The sequence below is a fragment of the Rhabdothermincola salaria genome (assembly GCF_021246445.1).
In the GTDB taxonomy this organism is placed as follows: domain Bacteria; phylum Actinomycetota; class Acidimicrobiia; order Acidimicrobiales; family Acidimicrobilacustridaceae; genus Rhabdothermincola_A; species Rhabdothermincola_A salaria.
This window is the reverse complement of sequence record NZ_JAJQXW010000001.1, coordinates 811,393-836,421: the sequence shown is the minus strand read 5'-3', so window position 1 is coordinate 836,421 and position 25,029 is coordinate 811,393. Positions and strand designations below refer to the sequence as shown.

At 71.6% G+C, this 25,029-nt stretch carries 23 protein-coding genes; 12 read left to right on the top strand and 11 right to left on the bottom strand.

Annotated elements, in window-relative coordinates:
- Positions 1-14: 14 nt before the first annotated feature.
- Positions 15-398 carry a hypothetical protein gene (locus tag LUW87_RS03840; RefSeq protein ID WP_232669751.1) on the top strand — a complete coding sequence of 128 codons (384 nt, stop codon included), beginning with the start codon at positions 15-17 and terminating at the stop codon, positions 396-398.
- A gap of 27 nt (positions 399-425) precedes the next feature.
- Here LUW87_RS03840 and LUW87_RS03835 read toward each other — a convergent pair whose 3' ends face one another.
- Entirely contained in the window at positions 426-773 is a 348-nt protein-coding gene (locus LUW87_RS03835; RefSeq protein ID WP_232669750.1) for a hypothetical protein, read from the bottom strand.
- Between the two features lie 121 nt (positions 774-894).
- The gene (locus LUW87_RS03830) at positions 895-1,323 is read right to left on the bottom strand and encodes a flavodoxin family protein (RefSeq protein WP_232669749.1); all 429 of its coding nucleotides are present in this window, start codon (positions 1,321-1,323) and stop codon (positions 895-897) included.
- A gap of 140 nt (positions 1,324-1,463) precedes the next feature.
- Between LUW87_RS03830 and LUW87_RS03825 the strand changes: the two genes are divergently transcribed.
- Both LUW87_RS03825 and LUW87_RS03820 read left to right on the top strand, forming a co-directional pair.
- Positions 1,464-3,104, top strand: coding sequence for a fumarate hydratase (locus LUW87_RS03825; protein WP_232669748.1), 1,641 nt, complete (start codon positions 1,464-1,466; stop codon positions 3,102-3,104).
- A 182-nt stretch (positions 3,105-3,286) separates the two neighbouring features.
- Complete coding sequence (locus LUW87_RS03820) at positions 3,287-3,592, top strand: hypothetical protein (protein WP_232669747.1); 306 nt, start codon at positions 3,287-3,289, stop codon at positions 3,590-3,592.
- An 88-nt stretch (positions 3,593-3,680) separates the two neighbouring features.
- On the opposite strand, the gene LUW87_RS03815 is transcribed toward LUW87_RS03820, so the two are convergent.
- Both LUW87_RS03815 and LUW87_RS03810 read right to left on the bottom strand, forming a co-directional pair.
- Positions 3,681-3,971 (bottom strand): hypothetical protein, encoded by a 291-nt coding sequence (locus LUW87_RS03815; protein ID WP_232669746.1) that lies wholly within the window; start codon positions 3,969-3,971, stop codon positions 3,681-3,683.
- 84 nt (positions 3,972-4,055) lie between these two features.
- Positions 4,056-4,241: a cold-shock protein gene (locus LUW87_RS03810; protein WP_346742392.1), complete on the bottom strand. Its 186-nt coding sequence runs from the start codon at positions 4,239-4,241 to the stop codon at positions 4,056-4,058.
- A 321-nt stretch (positions 4,242-4,562) separates the two neighbouring features.
- Here LUW87_RS03810 and LUW87_RS03805 point away from each other — a divergent pair, with 321 nt between their 5' ends.
- Positions 4,563-5,975: a C40 family peptidase gene (locus LUW87_RS03805; protein WP_232669744.1), complete on the top strand. Its 1,413-nt coding sequence runs from the start codon at positions 4,563-4,565 to the stop codon at positions 5,973-5,975.
- Between the two features lie 147 nt (positions 5,976-6,122).
- On the opposite strand, the gene LUW87_RS03800 is transcribed toward LUW87_RS03805, so the two are convergent.
- From LUW87_RS03800 to LUW87_RS03770, 7 genes are all read right to left on the bottom strand, one after another.
- Entirely contained in the window at positions 6,123-7,643 is a 1,521-nt protein-coding gene (locus LUW87_RS03800; RefSeq protein ID WP_249419851.1) for a class I adenylate-forming enzyme family protein, read from the bottom strand.
- 169 nt (positions 7,644-7,812) lie between these two features.
- Positions 7,813-8,367 carry a MarR family winged helix-turn-helix transcriptional regulator gene (locus LUW87_RS03795; RefSeq protein WP_232669742.1) on the bottom strand — a complete coding sequence of 185 codons (555 nt, stop codon included), beginning with the start codon at positions 8,365-8,367 and terminating at the stop codon, positions 7,813-7,815.
- Positions 8,368-8,395: 28 nt separating this feature from the next.
- Complete coding sequence (locus LUW87_RS03790; RefSeq protein WP_232669741.1) at positions 8,396-9,592, bottom strand: amidohydrolase family protein; 1,197 nt, start codon at positions 9,590-9,592, stop codon at positions 8,396-8,398.
- A 601-nt stretch (positions 9,593-10,193) separates the two neighbouring features.
- Positions 10,194-10,655, bottom strand: a complete 462-nt coding sequence (locus LUW87_RS03785; RefSeq protein ID WP_232669740.1) for a 2,4'-dihydroxyacetophenone dioxygenase family protein — start codon at positions 10,653-10,655, stop codon at positions 10,194-10,196.
- Positions 10,656-10,858: 203 nt separating this feature from the next.
- Positions 10,859-11,929, bottom strand: coding sequence for an ecdysteroid 22-kinase family protein (locus LUW87_RS03780; RefSeq protein ID WP_232669739.1), 1,071 nt, complete (start codon positions 11,927-11,929; stop codon positions 10,859-10,861).
- 14 nt (positions 11,930-11,943) lie between these two features.
- Positions 11,944-13,623 carry an N-acyl-D-amino-acid deacylase family protein gene (locus LUW87_RS03775; RefSeq protein ID WP_232669738.1) on the bottom strand — a complete coding sequence of 560 codons (1,680 nt, stop codon included), beginning with the start codon at positions 13,621-13,623 and terminating at the stop codon, positions 11,944-11,946.
- A complete protein-coding gene (locus tag LUW87_RS03770) occupies positions 13,620-14,771 on the bottom strand; it encodes an amidohydrolase family protein (RefSeq protein WP_232669737.1) in 1,152 nt (383 codons plus the stop codon). The genes LUW87_RS03775 and LUW87_RS03770 overlap by 4 nt, the downstream gene beginning before the upstream one ends.
- A gap of 341 nt (positions 14,772-15,112) precedes the next feature.
- On the opposite strand from LUW87_RS03770, the gene LUW87_RS03765 reads away from it, so the two are divergent.
- From LUW87_RS03765 to LUW87_RS03730, 8 genes are all read left to right on the top strand, one after another.
- Complete coding sequence (locus LUW87_RS03765) at positions 15,113-16,210, top strand: Rv3169 family protein (RefSeq protein WP_232669736.1); 1,098 nt, start codon at positions 15,113-15,115, stop codon at positions 16,208-16,210.
- On the top strand, positions 16,207-17,094 hold the full coding sequence (locus LUW87_RS03760; protein WP_232669735.1) for an LLM class flavin-dependent oxidoreductase: 888 nt from the start codon (positions 16,207-16,209) through the stop codon (positions 17,092-17,094). The genes LUW87_RS03765 and LUW87_RS03760 overlap by 4 nt, the downstream gene beginning before the upstream one ends.
- Positions 17,095-17,293: 199 nt before the next feature.
- The gene (locus LUW87_RS03755) at positions 17,294-18,229 is read left to right on the top strand and encodes an aldo/keto reductase (protein WP_346742420.1); all 936 of its coding nucleotides are present in this window, start codon (positions 17,294-17,296) and stop codon (positions 18,227-18,229) included.
- 50 nt (positions 18,230-18,279) lie between these two features.
- Positions 18,280-19,083 carry a FadR/GntR family transcriptional regulator gene (locus LUW87_RS03750; protein WP_232669733.1) on the top strand — a complete coding sequence of 268 codons (804 nt, stop codon included), beginning with the start codon at positions 18,280-18,282 and terminating at the stop codon, positions 19,081-19,083.
- Positions 19,083-21,449, top strand: a complete 2,367-nt coding sequence (locus tag LUW87_RS03745; RefSeq protein WP_232669732.1) for a xanthine dehydrogenase family protein molybdopterin-binding subunit — start codon at positions 19,083-19,085, stop codon at positions 21,447-21,449. Before LUW87_RS03750 ends, LUW87_RS03745 begins: the two co-directional genes overlap by 1 nt.
- 52 nt (positions 21,450-21,501) lie before the next feature.
- A complete protein-coding gene (locus LUW87_RS03740) occupies positions 21,502-22,740 on the top strand; it encodes an amidohydrolase family protein (protein ID WP_346742419.1) in 1,239 nt (412 codons plus the stop codon).
- Positions 22,741-22,745: 5 nt separating this feature from the next.
- On the top strand, positions 22,746-23,444 hold the full coding sequence (locus tag LUW87_RS03735; protein WP_232669730.1) for a class II aldolase/adducin family protein: 699 nt from the start codon (positions 22,746-22,748) through the stop codon (positions 23,442-23,444).
- A gap of 53 nt (positions 23,445-23,497) precedes the next feature.
- A complete protein-coding gene (locus LUW87_RS03730; protein ID WP_232669729.1) occupies positions 23,498-24,982 on the top strand; it encodes a DUF2254 domain-containing protein in 1,485 nt (494 codons plus the stop codon).
- Positions 24,983-25,029 lie beyond the last annotated feature (47 nt).

The following is a 25,029-nucleotide window of genomic DNA, read 5'->3' as shown; positions in this document are numbered from 1 at the left end:
GCGCAGGGAGCGCGGTGGACACGAGCGAGCAGCAGCGGAGGGTCTTCGGGCGGGCGGTCCGACAACGACTGGAGGACATGGGTCGCAGCCGGGCCTGGCTGGGCGCAGAGGTCGCTCGCATCGAGTTGGGCGACGGGTCTCGGCCCTACACCGCGTCGGCTGTCACCATGTGGGTCAACGGAGACACCGAGCCCACTCGTCCCAAGGTGTGGGCCATCGAGCGGGCTCTGGGGGCCAAGGCCGGAGCCCTCTCGCGGCTTCTCGGCTACCTGCCCCTCGACGCCCGGGCCGTCACGTCGGTGCCCGCCGCGATCGAGCACGACAGCCTCCTCGACGACGAGGGCCGCCGGGTGCTGATGGCCGTCTACCAGGTGCTCACCGGCCCACCGGCGCGCTGACGGGGCCCACCGCTCGTCCGACCGGGTTCAGCCGGTCACGGCGAGGGCGAGGAGCAGCGCCGCCTCGCCGCGTGTGAGCGACGCCGGTCGGCCCACGGCGTGGGGACGGTAGAAGTAGGCCCGGTCGTCCACGGCCACGGACCACCCGTCGTCCTGCGGGCCCGTGCTGTCGAGCTCGTCGAGGGCGAGGCGGTAGGCCGCGCACCGCAGGCGCGGGGCGGTCGAGAGGTCGTCGAGGATCCGGACCCGCACGGCCTCCCACGCCTGTTCGCGGGTGGGGGCCCAGGTGGGGCGCTCGGTGGGATGGGCGGGGCCGACGTCGCCGACGAGGTAGAGCCGGTCGGCGTGGTAGGTGGTCGAGCCGGTCGTAGCCATGATGGCCCCCTCACGTCGCCGGTCGGAACGGTCGCTGTCTCGCTACCCGGATGATCGGCAGGTTCGACCACCGACCGGAGCGAAAACCGCCACCCTCGGCGCGGCGCCGCGCCCCGCCGGCTCAGGAGCGGGTGGACAGCACCCCGAGGACCCGATCGACGAACTCCCGGGAGCCGGCCTCGAGCCGGTTGCGCTTGATGGCCATGCCGCCGATGACGTCGCCCCCGCGGTCACGCATGATGTCGCTCAGCTTGTCGAGCGTCTTGCCGGTGTCGATGGCGTACGTGCAGAACACGGCACAGGTCTTGCCGGTGATGAAGGGCAGCTGGGCCAGCCGTCCCGCCTTGGCCGGACGCTGACCCACGAAGAAGAGCCCGTCGGTCCAGCTGCCCACGACGACGAGATCGGCGTCGGCCAGGGCCTGGTAGTCGATGGCGGTGGTGGGGCAGGCGATCGCCGGCACCCCTTGCTCGGTGAGTCCGGCGGCGATGAGCTCCGCGGCGCGGGCGGTGTTGCCGGTGAGGCTCTCGTAGATGACGACGGCAGGCATGGCGAGATGCTCCTGGAGAAGCGGGGGAACCGGCAGAGACTAGTGCTCGGGGTAGGCGTCGCCGAGCGATGCCGACCCGCGGCGCGGAGCTCCTCGGGCGGGTTCGCGGCCGCTGGTCACCAAGCGGTACCTTCGCAGCCATGGCCGAGTTCGCCCATCAAGACCTCCTCCCCCTGGGTGAGGACACCACCCCGTACCGTCTCCTCACCGCTGAGGGCGTCTCGACGGTCGAGACGCCCCTCGGGCCCTTCCTCCAGGTCGACCACGAGGCCATCCGGTTGCTCACCGCCGAGGCCATGCGCGAGATCGCCCACTTCCTGCGGCCCGGCCACCTGGCGCAGCTGGCCTCGATCCTCGACGACCCCGAGGCCTCGGGCAACGATCGTTTCGTGGCCCTCGACCTGCTGCGCAACGCCAACATCGCCGCCGGGGGCGTCCTCCCGTCCTGCCAGGACACCGGCACGGCCATCGTGAAGGGCAAGAAGGGCCAGTTCGTCGTCACCGCCGGCGGCGACGAAGCGGCGATCTCCCGGGGCATCTTCGACACCTACCAGACCTCGAACCTGCGCTACTCGCAGATGGCCCCCCTCGACATGTACCGGGAGGTCAACACCGGTACCAACCTCCCCGCCGAGATCGAGATCGCGGCCGTCGATGGTGACGCCTACAAGTTCCTCTTCATGGCCAAGGGCGGCGGGTCGGCCAACAAGAGCTACCTGTTCCAGGAGACCAAGGCGCTGCTCAACCCCCACAGCCTGCTCGACTTCGTCGCCGCCAAGATGGACCTGCTCGGCACCTCGGCCTGCCCCCCGTACCACCTGGCTGTCGTGGTCGGCGGCACCTCGGCCGAGCTCGCCCTCAAGACGGCCAAGCTGGCGTCGGCGCGCTACCTCGACTCCCTGCCCACCTCGGGCAACGACCTGGGACGCGGCTTCCGCGACCTCGAGCTCGAGGGTGAGATCCTGAAGGTCTCCCAGGAGTCCGGCATCGGTGCCCAGTTCGGTGGCAAGTACTTCTGCCACGACGTGAGGGTGGTCCGCCTCCCTCGCCACGGGGCCTCGTGCCCGGTCGCCATCGCCGTGTCCTGCTCGGCCGACCGCCAGGCCCTGGGCAAGATCACCGCCGAGGGCGTCTTCCTCGAGCAGCTCGAGCACGACCCGGCGAGGTTCCTGCCCGAGATCACCGACGAGCACCTCGACGACGACGTCGTGCACATCGACCTCAACCGACCGATGGACGAGATCCGCGCCGCGCTGTCGAAGCTGCCGGTGAAGACCCGTGTCTCGCTCACCGGGCCGGTCATCGTGGCGCGCGACATCGCCCACGCAAAGCTCAAGGAGCGCATCGACGCCGGCGAGGGGCTTCCGCAGTACATGAAGGACCACGCCGTGTACTACGCCGGTCCGGCCAAGACGCCCGAGGGTCTCGCTTCGGGCTCGTTCGGCCCTACGACCGCCGGCCGGATGGACTCCTACGTCGACCTCTTCCAGCAGCACGGCGGGAGCTACGTGATGCTGGCCAAGGGCAACCGCTCCAAGGCCGTGACCGAGGCCTGCGCCCGTCACGGGGGCTTCTACCTGGGATCGATCGGTGGTCCGGCGGCCCGTTTGGCCCAGGACTGCATCCGCAAGGTCGAGGTCCTCGAGTACCCCGAGCTCGGCATGGAGGCCGTCTGGCGCATCGAGGTCGAGGACTTCCCGGCCTTCGTGGTCGTCGACGACAAGGGCAACGACTTCTTCGAAGAGGTCGTCAAGAGCCGACCCGTCACGCTGACGCGCTGAGCCGGTCCGGGCAGGCGACCGAGCACCGATCGGGATCGTCCCGGAGCGTTCACCCTGGCGTCATCGGCCGGTCTCCACAATGACGCAGTGCGTTCTTGGCATGGGGCGGCCCGGTGGGTGCACCATGGCGAGGAACGGGCCGGCTCCGTTCGGAGTGGCCCCCGTCCCCAGGAGGTTCGCCCATGGGAGCACGGCATCGTGGCCAACGCCGCGACCGGCGGGTCCTGCCCGCTCGGGAGATGCGCCAGGTGGAGCACCGCAAGGTGCGACATCAGGCCAACGTCCAGCTTCACCAGGCGGTGAACGGCGCCGACCTCGACGACCTCGTCGTCGTGGAGGAGGTTCGCCGCCACGGTTACGACGAGGCGGCCGACGAGCCGAAGGAGGTGCGGCCCAACCGCATCCGCCACTGGAAGACGCCGTTCTGGAAGCGGCGCAACGTGCTGCGCAGCCAGCGGTGGCAGCTCGCCATGGTGACCGAGGAGTGACCTGACGCGACGAGGCCGGCCCGATGGGCCGGCCTCGTCGTCGTTCATGGGCCGGGCTGGGAGAGCCCGGGCCGGGCGCCGCCGTCGGTCAGTCGACCGGGAGGCGCTGGAGCAGCTCGATCTTGCGCTCCTCGAACTCCTCGAACTCGATCTCCTTGGCGTCGTAGCGCCGGTGGAGCTCCTCGACGAGCGCCAGCAGCTCGCCCGCGGTCAACTCGTGACCGTCGTCGGCCAGGAGCGCCTCGGCGTCGGTGGAGACGGCCGGCTCGTCGGGGTCGGTCTCGGCGCGACCTTGGCGCTTCTCCCGCTTGTTGGCGGCCTTGGCCTTCTTGGCCCGGTCGCGCTGCAACTTCTCGAAACTCGTGCGCTGTGCCCCCACTAGGACACCGCCTTTCCTCTCACGGCAGAAAACTGCGTGGAGCCGCCGACGTCTCCGCCGACGGCTCCAGGGGCGACCCGAGGGTCAGATGGGGCGGACGTTCTGAGCTTCCTCGCCCTTACGGCCGGGTGCCACGTCGAACTCGACCTGCTGACCCTCTTCGAGGGTCTTGAAGCCGGAGCCCTGGATGTTGGAGAAGTGAACGAACACGTCGTCCCCCTGCTCCCTGGAGATGAAGCCGAAGCCCTTCTCGTTGTTGAAGAACTTCACGGTTCCAGTAGTCACTTGATTCTCTCTCTTCACGCAAACGAGGAGGTCGGATCTGACCTCCTCGGTTGACAGCTTAGAGATGTTTTGGGCACCTTCCGCGCCAGGGGCCTGCGGAGGGCGCCCAGCGCCCGGTCGCGACCGCCTGACACGCGGTCCCGGCAGGTCGTAGCCTCGGGGTCCGCCAGGCATGACCGTGTGACACATGTCGCCGTCCGGACCGCTCGGGCGGCGACCGAGCCACTCGAGTCCGGGCTCCGACGTGCCGACACTACGACTGCGATGAACCACTCTTCTCCTCCACTCCGGCGTCGCCTCCTCGCCATGGCGCTCGGCGTGGCCGTCCTGGCGAGCCTGCTGGTGGCACCGGCCGCGCCGGTGGGCGCGGTCGAGGATCCGGCGACGGCGGTGGCCCCCGCCATGGAACGGCTCCAAGCGACCATCGACGCCGTCGTCGGGGCCGAGCAGGCCCGCGACGCGGCGGCGGGTGAGCTCGCCGACGCCGACCAGGCGCTCGCCGCCGCCACCGACGCCTTCCGAACGGCGACCGACGCACTCACGGAGCAGCGCCGCCTGTACGGCGAGCTGAGCGCCGCCAGCTACGTGCGCCACGGGGTGGCGTCGCCTCGTGACCACCAGGTCATGGTGGGGGCGCTCAGCGCCCGGCGACACCAGCTCGAGCTGACCATCGACGGGCGCGACGAGGCCGAGGACGTCCTCGACGACGCCATGGCGGCACAGGCCGAGGCCAGCGCGGCGTTCGGCGAGGCCGAGGCCACGCGTGAGGGGGCCGAGGCCGACCGGGTGAGCGCCGAGGAAGCCGCCGACGCCACCCTGGCGGCAGTCGGCGCCACCGACCTCCCCGGCGTCGCCTACCTCGCCTACCAGCGGGCGGCTGCCGACATCAACGCCATCGACCCGGAGTGCCGGCTGCCGGCCGCGGTGCTCGCCGGCATCGGGCGGGTGCGCTGGCGCCACGGTCGTCCGACGGGACCGACCGCCGAGCTGGTGGAGACCGCCCCCGGACCCGACGAGCCGGCCGGCGCCTACGACCTCCCCCGCGTCCTCACCCCGCTCGCCGAGGCCCTGTGCGCCGGGGACGCCCCGCTCGACGCCCACGTCCCCCTGCAGGCCGCGGTGTACGGCGAGGAACGAGACTCGGCTCGGGTGCGCATCGTCCTGGCCGCTGCCCGCCGCTACGCCCGCACCCCCGGCGTCGACCTCGGCCTCGTGCCGTCCGACCCGTATGCCACCTCCGACGGGGTCCCCCAGTTCGACACATACGGCGTCGCTCTGGAGCCCGGCGACGTCCCCGGCATGCTCGACTGGGCCGCGTCCCGCCTGGGGACGCCGTACTCCCAGTGCCTCGGACCCGACGCCCGCCCCCAGGACCCGCTCTGCCCACCGGGGACGAACCGCTTCGGCAACGGCTTCTTCGACTGCTCGGGCTTCACCCACACCGCCTACCGGCTGATCGGGCTCACGATCCCGGCCACCACCTACGCCATGGAGGCCGACCCGGCGTTCATGGCCACCCAGGTGGCCACCCGGTTCGACACGGCCCTCATGGAGCCCGGCGACATCTTCTTGATGGACGGCCACACCGGGATGTACGTCGGCGACGGCCACATCATCCACGCCGCCGGAGGTGGCCTGACGATGGAGCCGGTGCCGCGCTGGGTGGCCCACGCCACCTTCGCGGTGCTGCGCCCCATCGACCTCATGGGCAACGCCTGACCCGGTCGCCGGTCAGCGGGCCCGCCACACCGCGGCGCTCCCCGGCGCCGCCACGAACGCACGCCGAACGCGGTCGACGGGTCCGGGTCAGGTGGCGGCGGGCACGCGCCGCGTCGCCGCCACACCGCGGCGCTCCGCGCCGCCATGTCAGGGCCAGGGCTTGTCGCGGAACTGGTCGCGCAGATCGGTCTTGAGGATCTTGCCCAGGGTGTTGTTGCGGGGCAGGGCGTCGACGACCTCGAGCTGCTCGGGGACCTTCTGGCGCATGAGGTCGGCCTCGGCGAGGTAGGCGACCATCTCGTCGAAGGTGAGGGGGTCGGTGCCCTCGGCGGTCTCGACCACGGCGCACACCCGCTCGCCCCGGTCGCGGTCGGGGAGGCCGATCACGGCGACGTCGCCCACCTTGGGGTGCTGGTACAGCAGGTCCTCGATCTCCTTGGCCGAGATGTTCTCGCCCTTGCGGATGATCACGTCCTTCAGCCGTCCGGTGAGCACGACGTACCCGGCGTCGTCGAGGTGGCCGAGGTCGCCGGTGCGGAACCAACCCTCGTCGTCGAAGGCATCGGCGTCGAGGGAGGCGTCGGTGTAGCCCTTGAACACCATGGGGCCCTTGACCCGCACCTCCCCGTCGACGTCGGTCCCTGCGACCTCGCCGTCGAGGGTGACGATGCGCACCTGGCAACCGGTGACGGGGTGCCCGTCGGTGTACATCAGCTGGTGCTCGGAGTCGTCGGGACCGCCCTGGGAGATCATCGGGCACTCGGTCATGCCGTAGCCGTGGCACACCGGGATGCCCATCTCGTTCTTGACCTCGGTGTACATCTCCGGGGGCTTCGGGGCCCCGCCGCCCGACAGCAGTCGCAACGAGGGGATGATCGGTTCGCCGGGCTGGCTGCGCTGCTTCGACAGGTACATCTGGTAGAAGGCCGGGCCGCCGCCGGCCATGGTGGCGCCCTTGCGGGCGAACAGCTCGACGGCGGCGTCGAGCGCGAAGGCCTCGATGAGCACCGCGCCGCAGCCCCGGTAGAGCAGCATCATCAGGTAGTCGGGCCCGGCGATGTGGCTGTAGGGGAAGGCGATGGAGCCGACGTCGTCGGCGGTGAGCTCCAAGGCGTCGGCCAGGCCCAGCCCGCCGGCCATGAGGGTGCCGTCGCTGTGCTGCACGCCCTTGGGCGCCGACGTGGTGCCGGACGTGTAGTAGATCCAGCGGACCTCGTCGCCGTCGCTGGGGGCCGGGGGAAGGGTGGCCGGATCGCCCTCGGGGAGGTCGTCGTAGGTGACGAGCACCCTCGGGTGCACGCCGTGCTCCTCGGCGATGCGCTCGGCCATGGCCACGAAGTCGAAGCCGTTCCAGTCGCCGGGCACGCAGAACACGTCCGCCTGGACCTGGGACACCACGAAGCCGACCTCGCGGTCGCGGTACAGGGGCAGGATCGGGTTCTGGACCGCGGCCAGGCGAGCGAGCGCGAGGGAGAGCACCACCGTCTCGATGCGGGTGGGGAGCTGCCAGGTGACCCGCGTGCCGCGGCCGATGCCGAGGTCCTGCAGCCCGGCGGCGACCCGCTCGGCCTGGTCGCGGAGCTCGGCGAACGTCAGCTCACGGTCGCTCTCGATGAGCGCGGCCACCTCGGGTGAGGCGGACGCCCGGGCCTCCACCAGCTCCCACATCGTCCGGGCCTGTTCGATCGCCTTGTCGTCTCCGGGCACGCGTCCCCTCCTGGTCGGCCGTCTGTCCGCCATCATGCACCAGCCGAGGAACCCGGGCGGGACCGGGGGCATCCCCCGGCGCCCTGGCCTCGACCTGGGCGGGCGCCGAGGACGGCCCGCGTACGAGGCCTCAGACCTCGTCGGGGTCGAGGTACGGCGTCGACTGGAGGTCGTCGACGAGCCGCAGGAGCAGCCGGCCCAGGTCGGCTCGTTCGGCGGGCGTCCAGTCATCGAGGGCGCGGCCGAGCTGCCCGGTGCGCACCTTCTCGTAGCGCCGCTGCAGGCGACGTCCCTCGTCGGTGGCCTTGACCAGCACGATGGACCCGTGCGTGGGGCTGCTCTGGCGGGCCACCAGGCCCTGTTCCTCGAGCCCGCGCAGTTGGCGGCTGACCGCGCCGGTGTCCATGCGGGCGGCTCGGGCGAGGTCGCCGACCGGCTGGGGTGGGCCGTCGGCGAGGGTGCGCAGCACCTGCAGGCCCTGTTCGGAGAGTCGCACGCCGGCGGCGGCAGCCATGTTGGCGTGGATGCGCCGGCTGGCGAACAGGCGCTGCAGGCGGGTCATCCCCAGTCGGATGGGGGCCAGGTCGTCGGGTCCGGACCCGGCGGCGCCGGGCGGGGAGGGGCGCGCCGCCGGCGCCGTCACGTCGGTGACGGCGCCGGAGACGCGGCCGGCAGGAGCAGGCACGGCGACGATGGCCTGGCGACCGAGGCCGTCAGGCCCGCTGGAAGGCAGGGCTCTGGTGGTCGGGGACGGCGTCGAGCGGCGTGGCGATCTCGTCGACGGTCGGCCCGATGCGGTCGGCGATGGGCGCCAGGGCCTCGAGGTCGAAGCCGTACACGTGCGCCTGGTTCTCGGCCAGGATCTGGCGCAGGTCGCCTTCGCTCCAGCCCTCGAAGCTGCGGCGCAACGACTCGCGGCTGAGCGGAGAGCAGGCCTCGTTGTGGGGGTAGTCGCTGCCCCACATGATCTTGTCGATACCGATGTCGTGGAAGGTGGCGGCCTCCGACGGCGGCGGGAAGCTGGCGCCGATGAAGCAGTTGCGCTTGAAGTAGTCGCTGGGCTTGTGCGGCAGCGCACCGGACTCGGGCATGCCGATCTCGCCCATGCGGCCCCGCACCTGTGAGGCGTGGATGTCGTCCATGCGGGTGAGTGCGGGCGGCAGCCACGACGAGCCCTGCTCGGTCATCACGAACTTGAGGCCCGGGAAGCGCTCGAACACGCCCGCCATGATCAGGTGCCACAGGGCCCGGTTGGCGAACCAACCCGACTCGAGCACGAACATGGTGAGGGCGGCGGGGTGCTTGCCGTAGTTGGGGATGCCACTGCCCCCGGCGTGGTGGGTGATCGACAGATCGGTCTCCTGGCAGGCGGCCCAGACGGGGTCGTAGGCCTCACTGAAGAGCGGGTCGATCCACGGCGTGTCGGGCGACACGCCGGGCAGCAGGATGCCCGAGAGCCCCTGCTCCTTGGTCCAGTAGACGTCCTTGACGGCCTCGTCGACGTCGTTGAGGGCGATCTGGGCGAGCCCGGCGCGGCGCAGCGGTGCCTCGGCCACGAAGTCGACCAGCCAGCGGTTGTGGGCCCGGAGGCCGGCGAGGCGCTTGGGGAAGTCCTCCGGCGAGGGGGCGGGGGCGATCACCACACCGGTCGGGAAGAACGGCGGCACCGTGTTCGGGAACAGCACCTCGGCGGCCACGCCCTCGGCGTCGAGGTCGGCGAGACGGCGCTCGGTGTCCCAGTTGCGGGTCCGACCGTCGTCCTGGAGGTCACGGAAGGGGTTCTTGTAGCGACCGCGCCAGGCGTCGAACTCGTCGCGCCAGGCCGGATCGAGGTACTCGCGGTACTGGGCGTGGTTGCCGCCGGCATGGCCGTCGGCGGAGATGATCGTGTAGCGGTCGGAACCCGGCATCGATGCTCCCGTGGGTCGTCGGTGCCACCGAGGTGTGGCCCGTGACGTGATGCTACGACTCAGTCTTGACCCAGTCAATGCCTATGGCGCCCTCCTCGCGAGCTCGTCGGGACGCGGTGTGGCGGCGACGCTGCGCTTGCCCGCCGCCACGTGACCTCCAGCATCAGCCGACTCCCGACAGGCGGAGGAGCGCAGCGACGGAGCCTCAGACCGGCCACGCGCTTCGCCGAAGGCGGCGAAGGGAGGCTTGCCGACCGGAGCAAGACATCACGTCCCTCGGGGTCCCGGCGGGTCCTGTCCCGCACCAGAACCTGACGTGCTCGGTCGCTCGCAGCGGCGGCTTCGCCGACCTCGGGCGTGGGTCGACGAACCCTTCGTCGATCGCAGGCGACGGCCGCCGGGCCGCACTCGCTCCCGTGCGCGCGTCAGAACCAGTGGTGCGGGCCACCCCCCGGAACCCACTCGCCCCCGAAGAGAGACGCCGGGTCTGTGCCGACTTGCAACAGGCGCAGGAGCGCAGCGACGGAGCCTCAGACAGGCCACGCGCTTCGCCGAAGGCGGCGAAGGGAGGCTTGCCGACCGAAGCAAGATGTCGCGGTCCTCAGTCGGTGATGACGGGTGGGGTGCCGAGGCCCTGCTGTTCGCACATGGCCAGGTAGAAGGCCAGGGTGCCGGCCCCGTCGGCGACGGAGTCCACGTTGCCCTCGTCGTCGAGGTTCAGGTTCACGCCGTACATGTGGAACCACACGCGCGTCTCGTCCTCGATGCACTCCAGCGTGTGCACGGAACCGGCGGGTTCGTAGAGGAACGACCCGGCGCGGTTGACGTAGTCGTACTCCTTGTACTTCCACCCGCCGGACTGGGTGTAGCCCCACACCGGCCCCGTGTGGCGGTGGGTCTGCACGGAGAACCCGGCCTGGAAGATGTTCTCGATGATCCAGAGCCCCTCCTTCTCCTTCACCTGCAGGACGCGGAGCTTGTTGCCGTTGCCGATCTCGACGAACGGGAGGTCGTCGGTGCCGATGTGGACGGCTTCGGGAGCGGAGATCTCGGAGATGGCCATGGGTCCTCCTCGGGACGGTGCTGCGGTGGTGGAGACGGGAGCGAACGGGACGGGTCCGTGGCCCACGGGGTGTCGGTGCCACCGGGCGCACACCGGCAGCCGCTGGCTGCCCATGAGGCGGGCACGGTGGGGACCCCTTCCCCCGGGCGTCGGACCTGGACGTGTGCCTTCGATGCTGCCACAGACGGCGGCCGCGGGTCCGATCACCGGCGGCTTCCGAGGCCGGCGGCGTGGAGCGCCCCCAGCGCGTCGAGGTCGTCGACGGCCGCGGTGGCCCGGGCGAGGAAGGCCTCGGCGAAGGACCGGCGGCGGGGGGTGGCGTCGTCGGGGAAGGTGACGACCTGGCAGCTGGCGGGCACGGTGTAGGCCGCCTGGAGGCGGTGGGCCGACCACGCCTCGTCGAACGACGTCTCCGGGCCACCCTCGGCGGCGAACGCGGCCAGGTAGAGGCGCAGCAGCGTCTCTTCGTGACGGCGCCGGTCCTCGGGGTCCATCGCCATGGTGAGGAAGTAGCTGACGTCGCGCAGCGAGGTGCTGCGCATGACGATGCCCCAGTCGAGGAAGCCGATGCGACCGTGGTCGTCGAACACGTTGCCGAGGTGAGGGTCGCCGTGCACCACCGTCCACGGCTGGGGGTGCCAGAGGGCCTGCATCTCGAGGCGGTGGGCGCAGTAGAGCTCGGCCACGGCGACGAAGGTGTCGTCGAGGCGGTCGCGATGGTGCTCGATGCCGTGGCGGAGCATGCCGATCGCGTAGTCGCTCCCGGGACCGGCCGGTGCGACCCACGCGGCCTCGACGGCCCGGACCCTCGGGTCGAGGTGGTGGGCGTGGAAGCGGGCGAGCTCCTCGAGCGCTCGGGCGGCGGCGTCGGGTGTCACCCCGCGGGTGCCGTCGGGGATCGTGCAATCGGACGCGACGAGGTCCTCGAGCACGAGCACGAAGTCGCCGCTCTCCTCGTCGAGGGCCGCGCCGTGCAGCTCCGGGGTCCTCAGCGGTGTGCGGGACGCCAGCTCGTCGTAGAAGCGCACCTCCTTGGGGCCCATGCCCGTCGCCGCGATGTGCCGCCGCCGCTCCGGTTCCCGAGGGGGGAGCTTCACGAAGAGGTGCTCGGGAGCGCCGGCGGGCGAGGCGTAGTCCACCTGCAGTCGGACGTGGGTGTTGGTGAGCTCGGCGACGTCGATGACCGCCACCTCGTGGACCTCGACCCCGGGGTGGCGCCCGCGAAGAAGCGTCTCGACGCTGGTCGCGTCGAGATCCTCCACCTCGGGGATCACGGCGAAACCGCCCCTCAGCGAGGGGCCCGGGGCACCGACGCCACGAGCTGGCCAGGGAGGGGGTCGCCGTCGACCCGTCGGCCGTCGCGGACGATGGGGGTGCCGTTGACCACGACGTGGTGGATGCCGACCGGCTGGTCGGCGGTGAGGCGGTCGGCGTCGGCCGGGAAGTCGCGGACCCGACGGACGGGCCCCGGATCCACCGTGGCCGGGTCGAACACCACCACGTCGGCCCACATGCCCTCGGCGAGCACGCCCCTGTCCGGGATCCCGTAGAGGTCGGCCTGGACCTGGGTGAGCTTGTGGATCGCCTGCTCGAGGGGCATGAGCTGCCGGTCGCGCACCCAGTTGCCCAGGAAGTCGGTGGCCTGCGGGGCGTCGCAGAGCTGGCCGACATGGGCGCCGGCGTCGGAGAGGCCGAGGGTGCAGTGCTCGTCGGCCAGCAGCCTGGCCACGGCCTCGGTGTCGTCGTTGGCCAGGATGCAGCGCACCCGGAGCTCGAGGTCGGGTTCGGCGAGGGCCATGTCGAGCAGGAGGTCGAAGGGGTCCGAACCGAGCTCGTCGGCCAGGTCCGTGAGCCGCCGTCCCACGGCATCGGGCCGGGCCTCGCTCTCGGCGATCTCGAAGGTCTCCCACCGGGGCACGAACGTCGTGGCCCCCGCCCATGCCGCTCGGGCCTCGGCCCGCCACGACGGGTCGGCGTAGGCGCGCTGGCGGTCCACGAGTGCCCGACCCATGAGATCGGCGAAGGCGGGGTTCACGTTGAGGGTGAAGGGCTCCACCATGGTCATGGCGAAGGCCAGCGGACGCGGCGACACCTGTGGCCAGACCTCTGCCCCCCTCGACCAGCCCTCGCGGTTGAGCTGCTGGAGCGCGTCGTGGCTGCCCGTGGGCATGGTGAGCAGGGCCGTGTAGGTGAACGGCACCCCGACCTTGGGCTGCAGGTCGTACATGTCGGGGATGGGGCAGGGATCGCCGACGGCGATGGCGACGGCACCGCGGCGCTCCTCGGCCATGACGTCGAGCAGGGCCTCGAACTCCTCGCGGGTGGCGAGACGCGACGGCACTGGCTTGCCATCCACGCCGCGATGGGTCACCGCGAAGCTGGTCGCCAACCCGATGGCGCCGGCGCGCAACGCCTCGCGCAGGACCTCCTGCATGGCCGCCACCTCCTCGTCGGTGGCGGCCCGCTCGTAGGCGTCGTCGCCCATCACGAACAGCCGCAGCGGGGTGTGCCCCACGTAGGCGGCGTAGTTGAGGCCGATCCCCCGCCGCTCGACGGCCGTCAGGTACTCGGGGAAGGTGGAGAAGTCCCAGGGGACGCCCGCCTCGAGGGTGTCGACGTTCATGTCCTCGACGTTCTCGAGGGTGCGGGCCACCAGGCGCCGGTGCTCGGGGCGGGTGGGCGCGAGGGAGAAGCCGCAGTTGCCGGCCACCACCGTCGTCACGCCGTGGAAGCACGACGGGGTGAGCGCCGGATCCCAGAACACCTGGGCGTCGTAGTGCGTGTGGATGTCGATGAAACCGGGCGCCACGACCAGCCCGGTGGCGTCGACGACCTCGGCGCCGTCGGCGGCGAGGTCCGGCCCGACGGCGACGATGCGGCCGTCGGTCACGGCGACGTCGGCGCGCCGCCCCGGCCCGCCGGTGCCGTCGACGACGTTCCCTCCCCGGATCACGAGATCGATGGTCATGGGGTGTCCTCCTCCTGCGGGCGCTCGCTCGAGCGGCCCGCGTCCAATCCGTAGAGTCGGGCGCAGTTGCGCCACACGATGTCGTCGCGGACCGCCGGGTCGAGCCCGGCGGTGTGCTCGGCGAGCAGGGCCTGGCTGTTGGGCCAGGTGGCGTCGCTGTGCGGGTGGTCGTTGGCCCACAGCAGCTTCTCGTGGTTGACCAGGTCGACGACCCGAAAGGCCGTCCAGTCGTCCTGGAACGTGAACGAGACGTGCTCGAAGAGGTACTCGCTGGGTCGCCGCTCCAGCGGTGCCGTGAGCCAGTTGCGATGGCGTTCGAAGGCGTGGTCGGCGCGGTAGGCCCAGTGCGGGACCCAACCGGCATCGGCCTCCACGCAGACGACCTGCAGCGCCGGCACGCGGTCGAACACTCCGCCGAAGACCATGGTGCCGACGATGTCCTGGTTGGCCCGCAGGATGCCGAGGAAGCTGTTCATCTTCGGCCCGCGGTAGCTGGCGTCGCCGAGGTTGCGACCGGCGGTGAGGATGTGGAAGGACAGGGGGAGGCCCAGATCCACCGCGGCCTGCCAGAACGGGTCCCAGCGGGGGTCGTCGTAGTCGCCCTCGTCGACGCACGCCGGGACGCCGGGCATCATCACCCCACGCAGCCCGAGGTCGGCGATGCGGCGCAGGTCGTCGATCCCCTCGTCGACGCTGCGCAAGGCGGTCTGGCCGACGCCGACCAGACGATCCGGGGCCGTGGCCTGGAACTCGGCGATCCACTGGTTGTAGGCGTCGAAGCAGGCCTTCTTGTAGTCGGCGTCGGGCAGGTTGGAGAGCAGCATCCCGACGCTCGGGTACAGGATCTCGGCGGACACGCCGTCGCGGTCCTGCTCGACGAGGCGGGCCTCGGGATCCCAGCCTCCCGGGTGCAGTTCGTCCCAGCCCACGTACTCGAACGGACCGATGCGGTCCCAGGGGCGACCGGCCGCGGCGACCATCCCGTAGGGCACCATGCTCGCCCCGTTGTCGATGATCATCACCGCTCCCATGCGCTCGTCGGTGACGGCCACCGGCGCACGATCCCGGAACCGGGGGTCGATGCGGTCGACGTAGCAGTCGCCGGGCTCGGTGATGTGGGAGTCGGCGGAGATGGTCAACAGGGTCATGGTGGCTCCGTCCCCGATGGAGGGATCGACCTCGCTCAGGCGAGGCGTAGGGGGCTGCTGCGGATGGTTTCCTCGATGTTCGAGCGGGTGGGGGCCGCAGGGCAGGAGGGCCCGATCGAGCCCCGGCGGTGCGGCATCGCCTCGATGGGGACCCGCCTCCGGCCGTCGGCAGAGCGGGCGGACTGGTTCTCGTCGACGGTCGTCGGCACGGCTGTCTGGCCCTCCCCCTGCGCCGCCCCCCAGGCGTCGCTCGTCCATTGTGACATGTGGCGGCGAGAGCCCTCACCGCCACATAGGGTTCGAACCCGTTCGCCGCGCTCCCCCCGTCTCAGGAGGTCACCGTGCCCGTCCCGCTCGACGAGTTCCCCATCCACCAGGGCCCTCAGACGATGAAGTACTTCGTCACGAGCGACCGCAACACCTATGACCGGTGCATCATGCACGCCCTCTCCCGCGACGGCGAAGGGCAGGTCGCGGTCGGGCTCGGCGTGTACCCCCACGTCGGTGTGATCGACGCCTACGTGGCGGTGCGTGAGGGCCGACACCTGTCCTCGCTGCGGACCTCGGGTGCGCTGGGTGACGACCGCATGCGCCAGGAGGTCGGACCCATGCGCATCGAGGTGGTCGAGGGGCTCCAGCGCGTGCGCTTCACCTGCGACGACGACGTCGACGGCATCACCGCCGACCTGACCTGGGAGGGATCGTTCCCCGCCGTCGACGAACCCCGGCACATCCGCCGTCAGGGCGACGACGTCATCCTCGACGCCTTCCGGTTCGTGCAGACCGCCACGGTGACGGGTTCGCTCATCGTCGACGGCCGTGAGCTCCTCGGCGACGCCGTCGACTGGGTGGGAGCCCGTGACCGCTCCTGGGGAATCCGACCGGTCGGACAGGGCGCCCCAGCCGGCAAGCCCCACGAACCGGCCATGTGGTGGTGCTGGATCCCCTTGCGCTTCGACGACTTCGCGCTCATGTTCGTGCTCGAGGAGGGGCCGGACGGCTACCGCACCATCAACGAGGCGATCCGCGTCCACCCCGACGGTCGCATCGAGCAGCTCGGATGGGCTGAGCCGCAGATCACATACCGTCCGGGCACCCGCTACCCCACGCACGCCAGCATCGGGCTCAAGGAGCGCGGCGGCCGCGAGCTGACCCTGGAGATCGAGCCCCTCGGACCCATGCCCCTCAGCCTGGGGCTGGGCTACGGCCCCGACGACGACGGCTGGAACCACGGTCGCTGGATGGGCGACTCCTGGCGGCAGCGGGTCGACCACGACCTCGACGACGAGGCCGTGGGCCAGCGCGTGGCCTGGAGCATGATCGACCACGCCGCCCGAGCGACCCTCGACGGCCAGGTCGGCTACGGGATCTTCGAGCACATGGCCCTCGGCCGCCACGACCCGAGCGGCTTCGCCGATCTGCTGGACGTGGCGTCATGACGATGGACCTCTCGATGACGTTGCCGACGATGCTCCCCCACGGTCGCCAGGAGGTGCTCGACTGGTGTCGGTCCGTCGACGAGGGCCCGTGGGCCAGCCTGGCGGTGCCCGAGCGCATCACCTACACGAGCCACTCGTGGACGGTGCAGCTGGCGGCGGCCGCCGCGCTCACCGCACGGGTGCGTCTCTGGACCACCATCGTCGTCCTCCCCGCCCACGACGCCGTCGAGACGGCCAAGCACCTGGCGTCGGTCGACCGGTTGAGCGAGGGACGCCTCACGGTCGGGGTGGGCGTCGGCGGCCGGGAGCACGACTACCGCGCCATCGGTGCCCCCTTCGAGCGGCGCTGGTCCCGCATGGACGAGCAGGTGGCCCGCATGCGGTCGATCTGGGCCGGGGAGCCGCCCTTCGATGGCGCCGATCCGGTGGGCCCGCCCCCGGTACAGCCTGGCGGTCCGCCCCTGGTCGCCGGGGTCATGGGACCCAAGGCGTTGGCCCGGGCGGCGCGATGGGCATCCGGTGTCGATGACGGCTCGACGGTCTTCGGCGTCGACCGCGAGACCGTGGGCGCCGCCTTCGAGCGCATCCGGGCCGCGTGGCGCGATGCCGGCCGGTCCGATGCGCCCCACATCTCGGCCAGCCTCTGGTACGCCCTCGGCGACGGCGCGGCCGACCGGCTCCAGAGCTACTGCTACGACTACATGCGCATCTTCGACGAGGGACTGGCCCGCTCCATGGCGGAGGCCATGACCTGCCACACCCCTGAGGCGCTGCGGGCGGCCGTCGACACGTGCGCCGACCTCGGCTGCGACGAGCTGTTCCTGGTGCCCACCACGGTCGACGTGACCGAGCTCGACCGCACCCGCGAGGCGCTCGGGCTCTGACCCGGGTCTCACCGAGCAGCCCGGCGCTCTTGCCCCCGCAGCCCTGCCCCACTCGCGTACCTGTCGGAGAAGTGCGCCACCCCTCAGCGCCGTTCCCTGACAGCTACGCGGGAGAGGGAGGCGCCGGCCCGGGAGCTCGATCGTCGCGGAGCTCGAGAGGGCGGGTCGCGGGACCGGCCATGATGGGTGCATGAGCGACATGACCCATCGCCGTCTCGGCGACTCCGGCCTGGCCGTCTCCACCGTCGGCCTCGGCTGCAACAACTTCGGGATGCGCATCGACCTCGACGCCACCCGGGCGGTGGTCGACGCCGCCCTCGACGTCGGGATCACCCTGTTCGACACCTCGGACTCCTACGGCGACAGCGAGGAGTTCCTGCGCGAGGCCCTCGGTGATCGACGCGACCAGGTGGTGCTGGCCACCAAGTTCGGCACCGACCTGAAGGGCGCCAACGGGCCCGACTGGGGGGCGCGGGGCTCACGCCGCTACATCCGCGCCGCGGTCGAGCGCTCGCTGCGCCGCCTCGGCACCGACTGGATCGATCTCTACCAGATCCACTACCCGGACCCCGAGACCCCGGTCGAGGAGACCCTCTCGGCGCTCACCGAGCTGGTGCGCGAGGGCAAGGTCCGCTACATCGGCTGCTCGAACTTCGCCGCCTGGCAGGTCGTGGACGCCGACTGGACGGCCCGACGCGGTGGTCTCGAGCGCTTCGTCAGCGCCCAGAACCAGTACAGCCTCCTCGAGCGCGACGCCGAAGCCGAGCTGCTCCCGGCCTGCGAGGCCACGGGCGTCGGCGTCCTGCCCTACTTCCCCCTCGCCAGCGGGATGCTGACCGGCAAGTACCGACGCGGCGATGCCCCTCCGGAGGACGGACGGATCGCCAAGTGGGGCATGAGCCACCTCCTGTCGGACGAGAACTTCGACGTCGTCGAGGGGTTGGAAGCCTATGCCCGAGAGCGCGGCGTGTCGTTGCTCCACGTGGCGATGGGCGGCCTGGCCGGCCGTCCCGCGGTGGCGTCGGTCATCGCCGGGGCCACCACGCCGGCCCAGGTCCGGGCCAACGCCGAGGCCGGCCTGTGGGAGCCGACCGGGGCCGATCTCGACGCACTCGACGCGCTCCTCGCCGGCTGACGCACGTCGGCGCACCGCCTGCGCTGGCCTCAAGGTGGCATCATGCGAGGATGGAAACCCGTCCCTCGCCACGTGCACGACTCCGCCGCCGCAGCAGTCCGGCGGAGATCGTCGCCGACGAGCTCCGCGAGCGCATCCTCTCGGGGACGGTGCCCGATGGTGGTGAGCTCCCGAAGCTGGACCAGCTGATCGAGGAGTTCGGGGTCAGTCGGGCCACCGCCCGCCAAGCCTGCCAGATCCTCGAGACAGAGGGCCTCATCCAGGTCCGACGGGGCAACGTGGGTGGCTCCAGCGTGCGCGTGCCCCGGCCCGCCAACGTGGCCTACACCCTCGGCCAGGTCCTCGAGGCCCGGCGGGTGACCGTCGGCGACGTGGCTGCCGCCGTCGAGCACTTCGAGCCGCTCTGCGCCGAGCTCTGCGCCGAGCGGCGCGACCGGCGGCGCGAGGTCCTGCCCGCCCTCGACACCGCCCAGGACGACTTGATGGCGTGCATCGAGGCGGGCGACGGGCACGGCGCCAGCCTCGCCGCTCGACGATGGCACGAGGCCCTGGTGGACCGGTGCGGCAACGACACCGCCACCGTCCTGCTGGGCACCCTCGAGTCCGTCTGGGGGGCTCACGCCCGCGCCACGTCGGCGGAGCTCGACGCCGCCGGGGTGCCGTTGTCGGATGAGCTGAGCCGACGGGTGCACGCCGAGCACGATGAGATCCGTCGCCTCGTCGCCGAGGGCGATGGTCCGGGAGCGGCCGCGGCCGCCCGGGCGCACCTGCGCACGGCGCAGATCCACCCCACCGACCGGCGTGACGGCAACGTCGTCGATGCCCTCACGATCCGCGACGAGCTGCTCGGCTGATGGGCGCTCCTCCGAACGACTCGCCCCGCGGGCCTCTCCGTCTCGAGGACCCGGCCCTGCTGCGGGGCCAGGGCCACTACCTCGACGACCTCGCCCCCGCGGGGGCCACGGGTGCTCCCCTCCACGCCGTGTTCGTGCGCTCCCATGACGCCCACGGCCACCTCGCCGCCGTCGATGTCGCCGACGCACTCGAGGCACCCGGGGTGGTGGCCGTGCTGACCGCGTCGGACCTCGGCGTGCAGCCGGTCCCGGGCCACGCCATGTTGGCGCCGGCGTTCGCCCGGCCGCCGCTGGCCACCGACACGGTGCACTTCGCCGGCGAGGCGGTGGCCGTGGTCGTGGCCGAGTCGCGGGTGGCGGCGGTCGACGCCGCCGAGATGGTGGTGGTCGACATCGACCCCCTCCCGCCCGTCACCGACCTCGAGGCATCGTGCGCGGCCACGGCCGCGAGCGGCTCCGGGACGGTGCTGTTCCCCGGGCTCGGCACCAACGTGGCGTTCGAGGGGCGCTTCGGGACGGCCGACGACCCGTGCGCCGACGCTCCCCACGTGGTCGAGGGACGCTTCGTCAACCAGCGGGTCGCACCGGCACCCATGGAACCCGACGGCGTGCTCGCCGTCCCGGACGGCGACCGCCTGCTCGTCTGGGCCTCCACCCAGCGGGTGCACCACGTGCGCGACGCCATCGCCTCGTCCCTCGGGCTCGATCCGGCCCTGGTGAGGGTGGTCGCTCCCCTGGTCGGCGGCGGGTTCGGCGGGAAGTTCGAGCCCTCCGCCGAGGCCGTGGCGGTGGCCGCGTGCGCCCGCACCCTCGATCGCCCCGTCCAGTGGGTGCAGACGCGCACCGAGAACCTCCAGTCGATGCCGCAGGGCCGGGGCCAGCGCCAACGGGCCCGGCTGGCCGTCGACGCCGACGGCGGCTTCCTCGGCCTCGACGTGGACGTCCTGGCCGACGCCGGCGCCTACCCCATGGTGGGTGCCGTGATCCCGAATGCCACCGGCCTGATGGCGTCGGGTCCCTACCGGATCCCCCTGGTGCGGGCCGCCGGCCGGGCCGCCGCCACCACCACGTCGCCGGTCGGCGCCTACCGAGGAGCAGGTCGACCGGAGGCCACCGCGATGCTCGAGCGCCTCGTCGACGTTGCCGCCCGTCGCCTGGCCATCGACCCGGTGGAGCTGCGCCGCCGCAACCTGCTGGAGGTCGGGGACTACCCGTACACCACCCCGACCGGCATGACCTACGACAGCGGCGACCCACGACGCTGCCTCGACGAGGCGTGCGCCCGCATCGACTACGACGCGCTGCGCGCCCGACAGGCGCAGCGCCGGGCCGGGACGGGGACCCGCCACCTCGGCATCGGCATCGCCATGTGGCTGGACTGCACGCCGATGAACCGGCCGAGCGAGTACGCCTCCATCCGGATCGATCCCGATGCGTCGGATCCCGATGGTGTGCGGGTGCTGGTCCGTGACGGGGCCAACGACCAGGGCCAGGGCCATCGCACCACGTGGGCGGTGCTGATCTCGGCGGTCCTCGGCCTCGCGGCGTCGAGCGTCGAGCTGCCCGGCGGCGACACCGACGAGGTCCCCACCGGCGAGGGCACCGGATCGGCCCGTTCGCTGATGCTGGCCGGCGCCGCGGTCGACGGCGCCGCGCGCCAGGTCCTCGACCAGGCCCGGGCCGTCGCCGCCCACCTCCTCGAGGCCGCACCCGCCGACATCGTGGTGACCTCGGAGGGAACCCTCGCCGTGGTCGGTTCGCCGTCGGCGGAGGTGAGCTGGGCGCGGGTGGCGAGGGCGGCGGCCGATCCCTCCCTCCCCGACGACGTGCGCTCGGTGGTGCCCGAAGGCCACCTCGGTGCTGCGGTGGAGTCCTCGCAGCCGGGGCCGACCTTCCCCGAGGGGTGCCACGCGGCGGTGGTGGAGGTCGATGCCGAGACCGGCCACGTGGAGCTCGTGCGCTTCATCGCCGTCGACGACTGCGGCCGGGTGGTGCACCCGACGCTGGTGGCCGGCCAACAGCATGGCGGCATCGTGCAGGGCATCGGCCAGGCGCTCTTCGAGGCCGTGCAGCACGACGAGGACGGGACGCCTCTCAGCACCACGCTCCTCGACTACGCGGTGCCATCGGCGCCGGAGCTGCCGAGCATCGAGGCCACCACGATCGACCTGTCGTCGCCGGTCAACCCGCTCGGGGCCAAGGGCATCGGCCAGGCCGGGGCCATCGGGGCCACCGTGGCCGTGCAGAACGCGGTGATCGACGCGGTGGCCCACCTCGGCGTCGAGCACATCGACCTGCCGCTCACCCCCGAGCGGGTGTGGAGCGCCCTCGCCGGTGCTGGCTGCCAAGATCGCATCATGCAATGATGGGGCCCTCTTCGAGACGGAAGGCACGCCAGTGAGCATCAACTTCGACGACATGGAGGCCCGCGAAGGCTTCTTCGCCACCTCCAGGCCGGAGACCCCCACGTTCCTCCCCGACCCGGAGCGCCAGCCCCGCCACTTCACCTTCATCTCCGTCGACGACCACCTCGTCGAACCGCCGAACACGTTCGAGGGGCGGGTGAAGGGCGCGTACGCCGACCTCGCCCCCCGGGTCGAGGTGGACGACGAGGGCATGGAGTACTGGCTCTACGACGGCCAGCGCCAGTACAAGGTCGGGCTGAACGCCGTGGTGGGGCGACCCCGCAGCGAGCTCAGCTTCGAGCCGGCCCGGTTCGACGAGATGCGCAGGGGTGCCTACGACATCGACGCCCGCATCCACGACATGGACCTCAACGGCGTGTACGCCTCGCTCAACTTCCCCTCCTCGCTGGCGGGCTTCGCCGGCCAGCGCTACCAGCTCGGCGTCAGCGACCCGGAGCTGGCTCGTGCCGTCGTACGAGCCTCCAACGACTGGCACCTCGAGGCCTGGGCCGGGCCCTACCCCGACCGCATCATCCCGGTGCAGCTCCCCTGGCTGCTCGACCCCGATGAGGCCGCGGCCGAGATCCGGGCCAACGCGGCCCGCGGCTTCCACGCCGTCACCTTCCCGGAGCTCCCCGAGCGTCTCGGCCTGCCGTCGCTGCACACCGGGTACTGGGACCCGTTCATGGCCGCCTGCGAGGAGACCGAGACCGTCATCTGCCTGCACGTGGGCTCCTCGTCGAGTGCGCCCATGACCTCCTCGGACGCCCCGTCGGACACCATCGGCGTGCTGTTCTTCGGCTGGGCCATGTTCGCCGCCGTCGACTGGCTCTACTCCAAGATCCCGGTGAAGTACCCCGACATCAAGATCTGCCTGTCCGAAGGTGGCATCGGATGGGTGCCCGGTCTCATGGACCGCCTCGACCACGTCGGGCGCTACGCCGAGATGTACGGCACCTGGACCGACATCGACCTCACCCCTCGCGAGGTGCTGGCCCGCAACTTCTGGTTCTGCACCATCGACGACCCATCGGGGCTGGAGCTGCGCCACCGCATCGGCATCGACCACCTCCTGCTCGAGTCGGACTACCCCCACCAGGACGGCACCTGGCCCGACACCCAGAAGGTGCTGCACGAGCAGATCGGCCACTTCCCCACCGACGAGATCCGCAAGATCACGTGGGAGAACGCCTCGAAGCTCTTCCACCACCCCGTCCCCGAGGCCGTGCAGGCCGACCCGGAGGCCTTCTGAGCATCATGGACATCGACGACATCCGCTTCCGCATCGCCGCCGGCCGTCGCATCCTCTACCGCGAGGGCTGCGACTCGAACGTCGGCGGTCACGTCAGCGCCCGCGCCGAGGAAGACGACGGGTTCTGGGTCACCGGCTTCGAGTACCTCGACCAGACCGTGCCCGACGGGGTCGTGAAGCTCGACTTCGACCTCAACCCGCTCGTCGGCCACCACGAGCTGTCACCGGCGGTGAACTTCCACGCCCTCATCTACCGCACCCGCCCCGACGTGAATGCGGTCGTGCACGTCCACAGCCACCACATCTCGGTGCTCTCGTCGATCGAGGGCCAGACCGTCGGCATGTACAACGTGCTCTCCGTGCTCTTCCACGACGATCAGGCGACGTACTTCGACGACGGGATCAAGGCCCACACCGACGTGGTGGAGGCGCTCGGGGACAAGCGGGTGGTGCTCATGAAGAACCACGGCGCCATCGTGGCGTCGGACTCGGTCGAGAACGCGGTCATCGAGGCCATCACCCTCGAGAAGGCGGCGCAGTACCACCTCGAGTGCGTCGCCGTCGGGGGCACCGAGATCGCCGAGGCCGAGGTGCTCGGTGGCAAGGCCATGTACCGCAAGCACTACCTGCCCCAGGTGTGGCGGGCCAACCTCGACCGCATACGCGGCACCGACCCCGACCTCTTCGCCCTCCTCGACGACTGAGGCTCGCCGACGAAGGGTGCGGACGTGGCGCGACTCGGGGAAGATGGTCGCCCATGGCAGCTCCCCGAGGTGCGCGTCTCGACCTGATCCGGCTCCGCTCGCGGATCGCCAACTCCTACCTCACCATCCCGTTGCTGGGCGTCATCGCCGCCGGCATCGCCGCCGAGTTCCTCGTCCGCCTCGACACCGACGCGTCCGACGACGCCTTCGGGTGGGCCTTCGGCGGTGACGCCGACGCGGCCCGCGCCATCCTCAGCGCCATCGCCGGGGCCACCATCACCATCGCCGGTCTGGTCTTCTCGATCACCATCGTCGCCCTCCAGCTCACCTCCAACCAGTTCTCCCCCCGGGCGCTGAGCAACTTCCTGCGCGATCGCGTGAACCAGGCCACCCTCGCGGTGTTCCTGGCCACCTTCACGTTCTCGCTGATGGCCCTGCGGGCGGTGCGCGACAGCGGCCCCGACGGCGAGGGCCTGGTCCCCGACGTCACCATCACCGTGGCGTTCGTGCTGATGCTGGCCAGCGTGCTGATGTTCATCGAGTTCATCCACCACGCCACCCAGTCGCTGCGGGCCGTCACCATCATCGAGCGGATCGCCAAGGAGACCCGGCACTCCATCGCCCAGGGGCGAGAGGAGCCGGGCACCGTGGACGTGCTGCCCACCGACCTCACCCGGTTGCTGCGCTCCGACGAAGCCGTACCGCCCGGCCAGGTGGGTCTGCTGCGCCGCCGCGGGACCAAGCCGATCGAGGACGGCAGCGTCGAGTCCCGACGCGACGACTCCGACACGCGACGGGCCCCGGTCGGGTTGCTGGTCGCCTCCGGCCCCGGCGCGGTCACCGACCTCGACGTCGGGAACCTGGTCGCCCTGGCCGCCGAGCGGGGCCTGACGCTGTGCCTGGCGGTGCGCGTCGGCGACTTCGTGCCGAGCGACGGTCCCTTGCTGGTGGTGCGCCGGGTGATCGGCGACCCCAACGCTCCCGAGGGCCTGACCGGCGTGAGCGGTGACGACCTCCACGGCTTCGAGCACCTCATCGGCCAGGACAGCGAACGCAGCATGCGCCAGGATCCGGCGTTCGGGTTCCGCCAACTCGTCGACATCGCCGAGCGGGCGCTGTCGCCAGGCGTCAACGATCCCACCACGGCCGTGCAGTGCATCGACCAGCTCCACGATCTGCTCCGCCTCGCCCACGGGTCCTCCTATCCCTGCGGGGGCTACCCGGACGACGCCGGGACCCTCCGCTTGGTGATCCCTCCCTGGCGGTGGCCGGACCTGCTCGACCTGGCCCTCGACGAGGTGCGCCACTGGGGGGCCGACTCCATCCAGGTCCACGCCCGCCTCTCGGTCCTGCTCGACGACCTGGCCGACCTCACCCGTCGTTGCGCCGACGACGAGGGGCTCAACGCGGTGCAGCGGCACCGCCAGCTGCTGAGCGCCCGCCTCGACGACCTCCCGTCGGTCGAGCGCCAGCAGCTGGCCCGTCAGCTCGCCACTCGGCCCTCGGCCGTGGCCAAGGAGGGTACGCAGGTGCCCTGACCCGCCTCGATCGGCGGCGGAGGGCGCGACGGGGGCGCTGCCCGCGA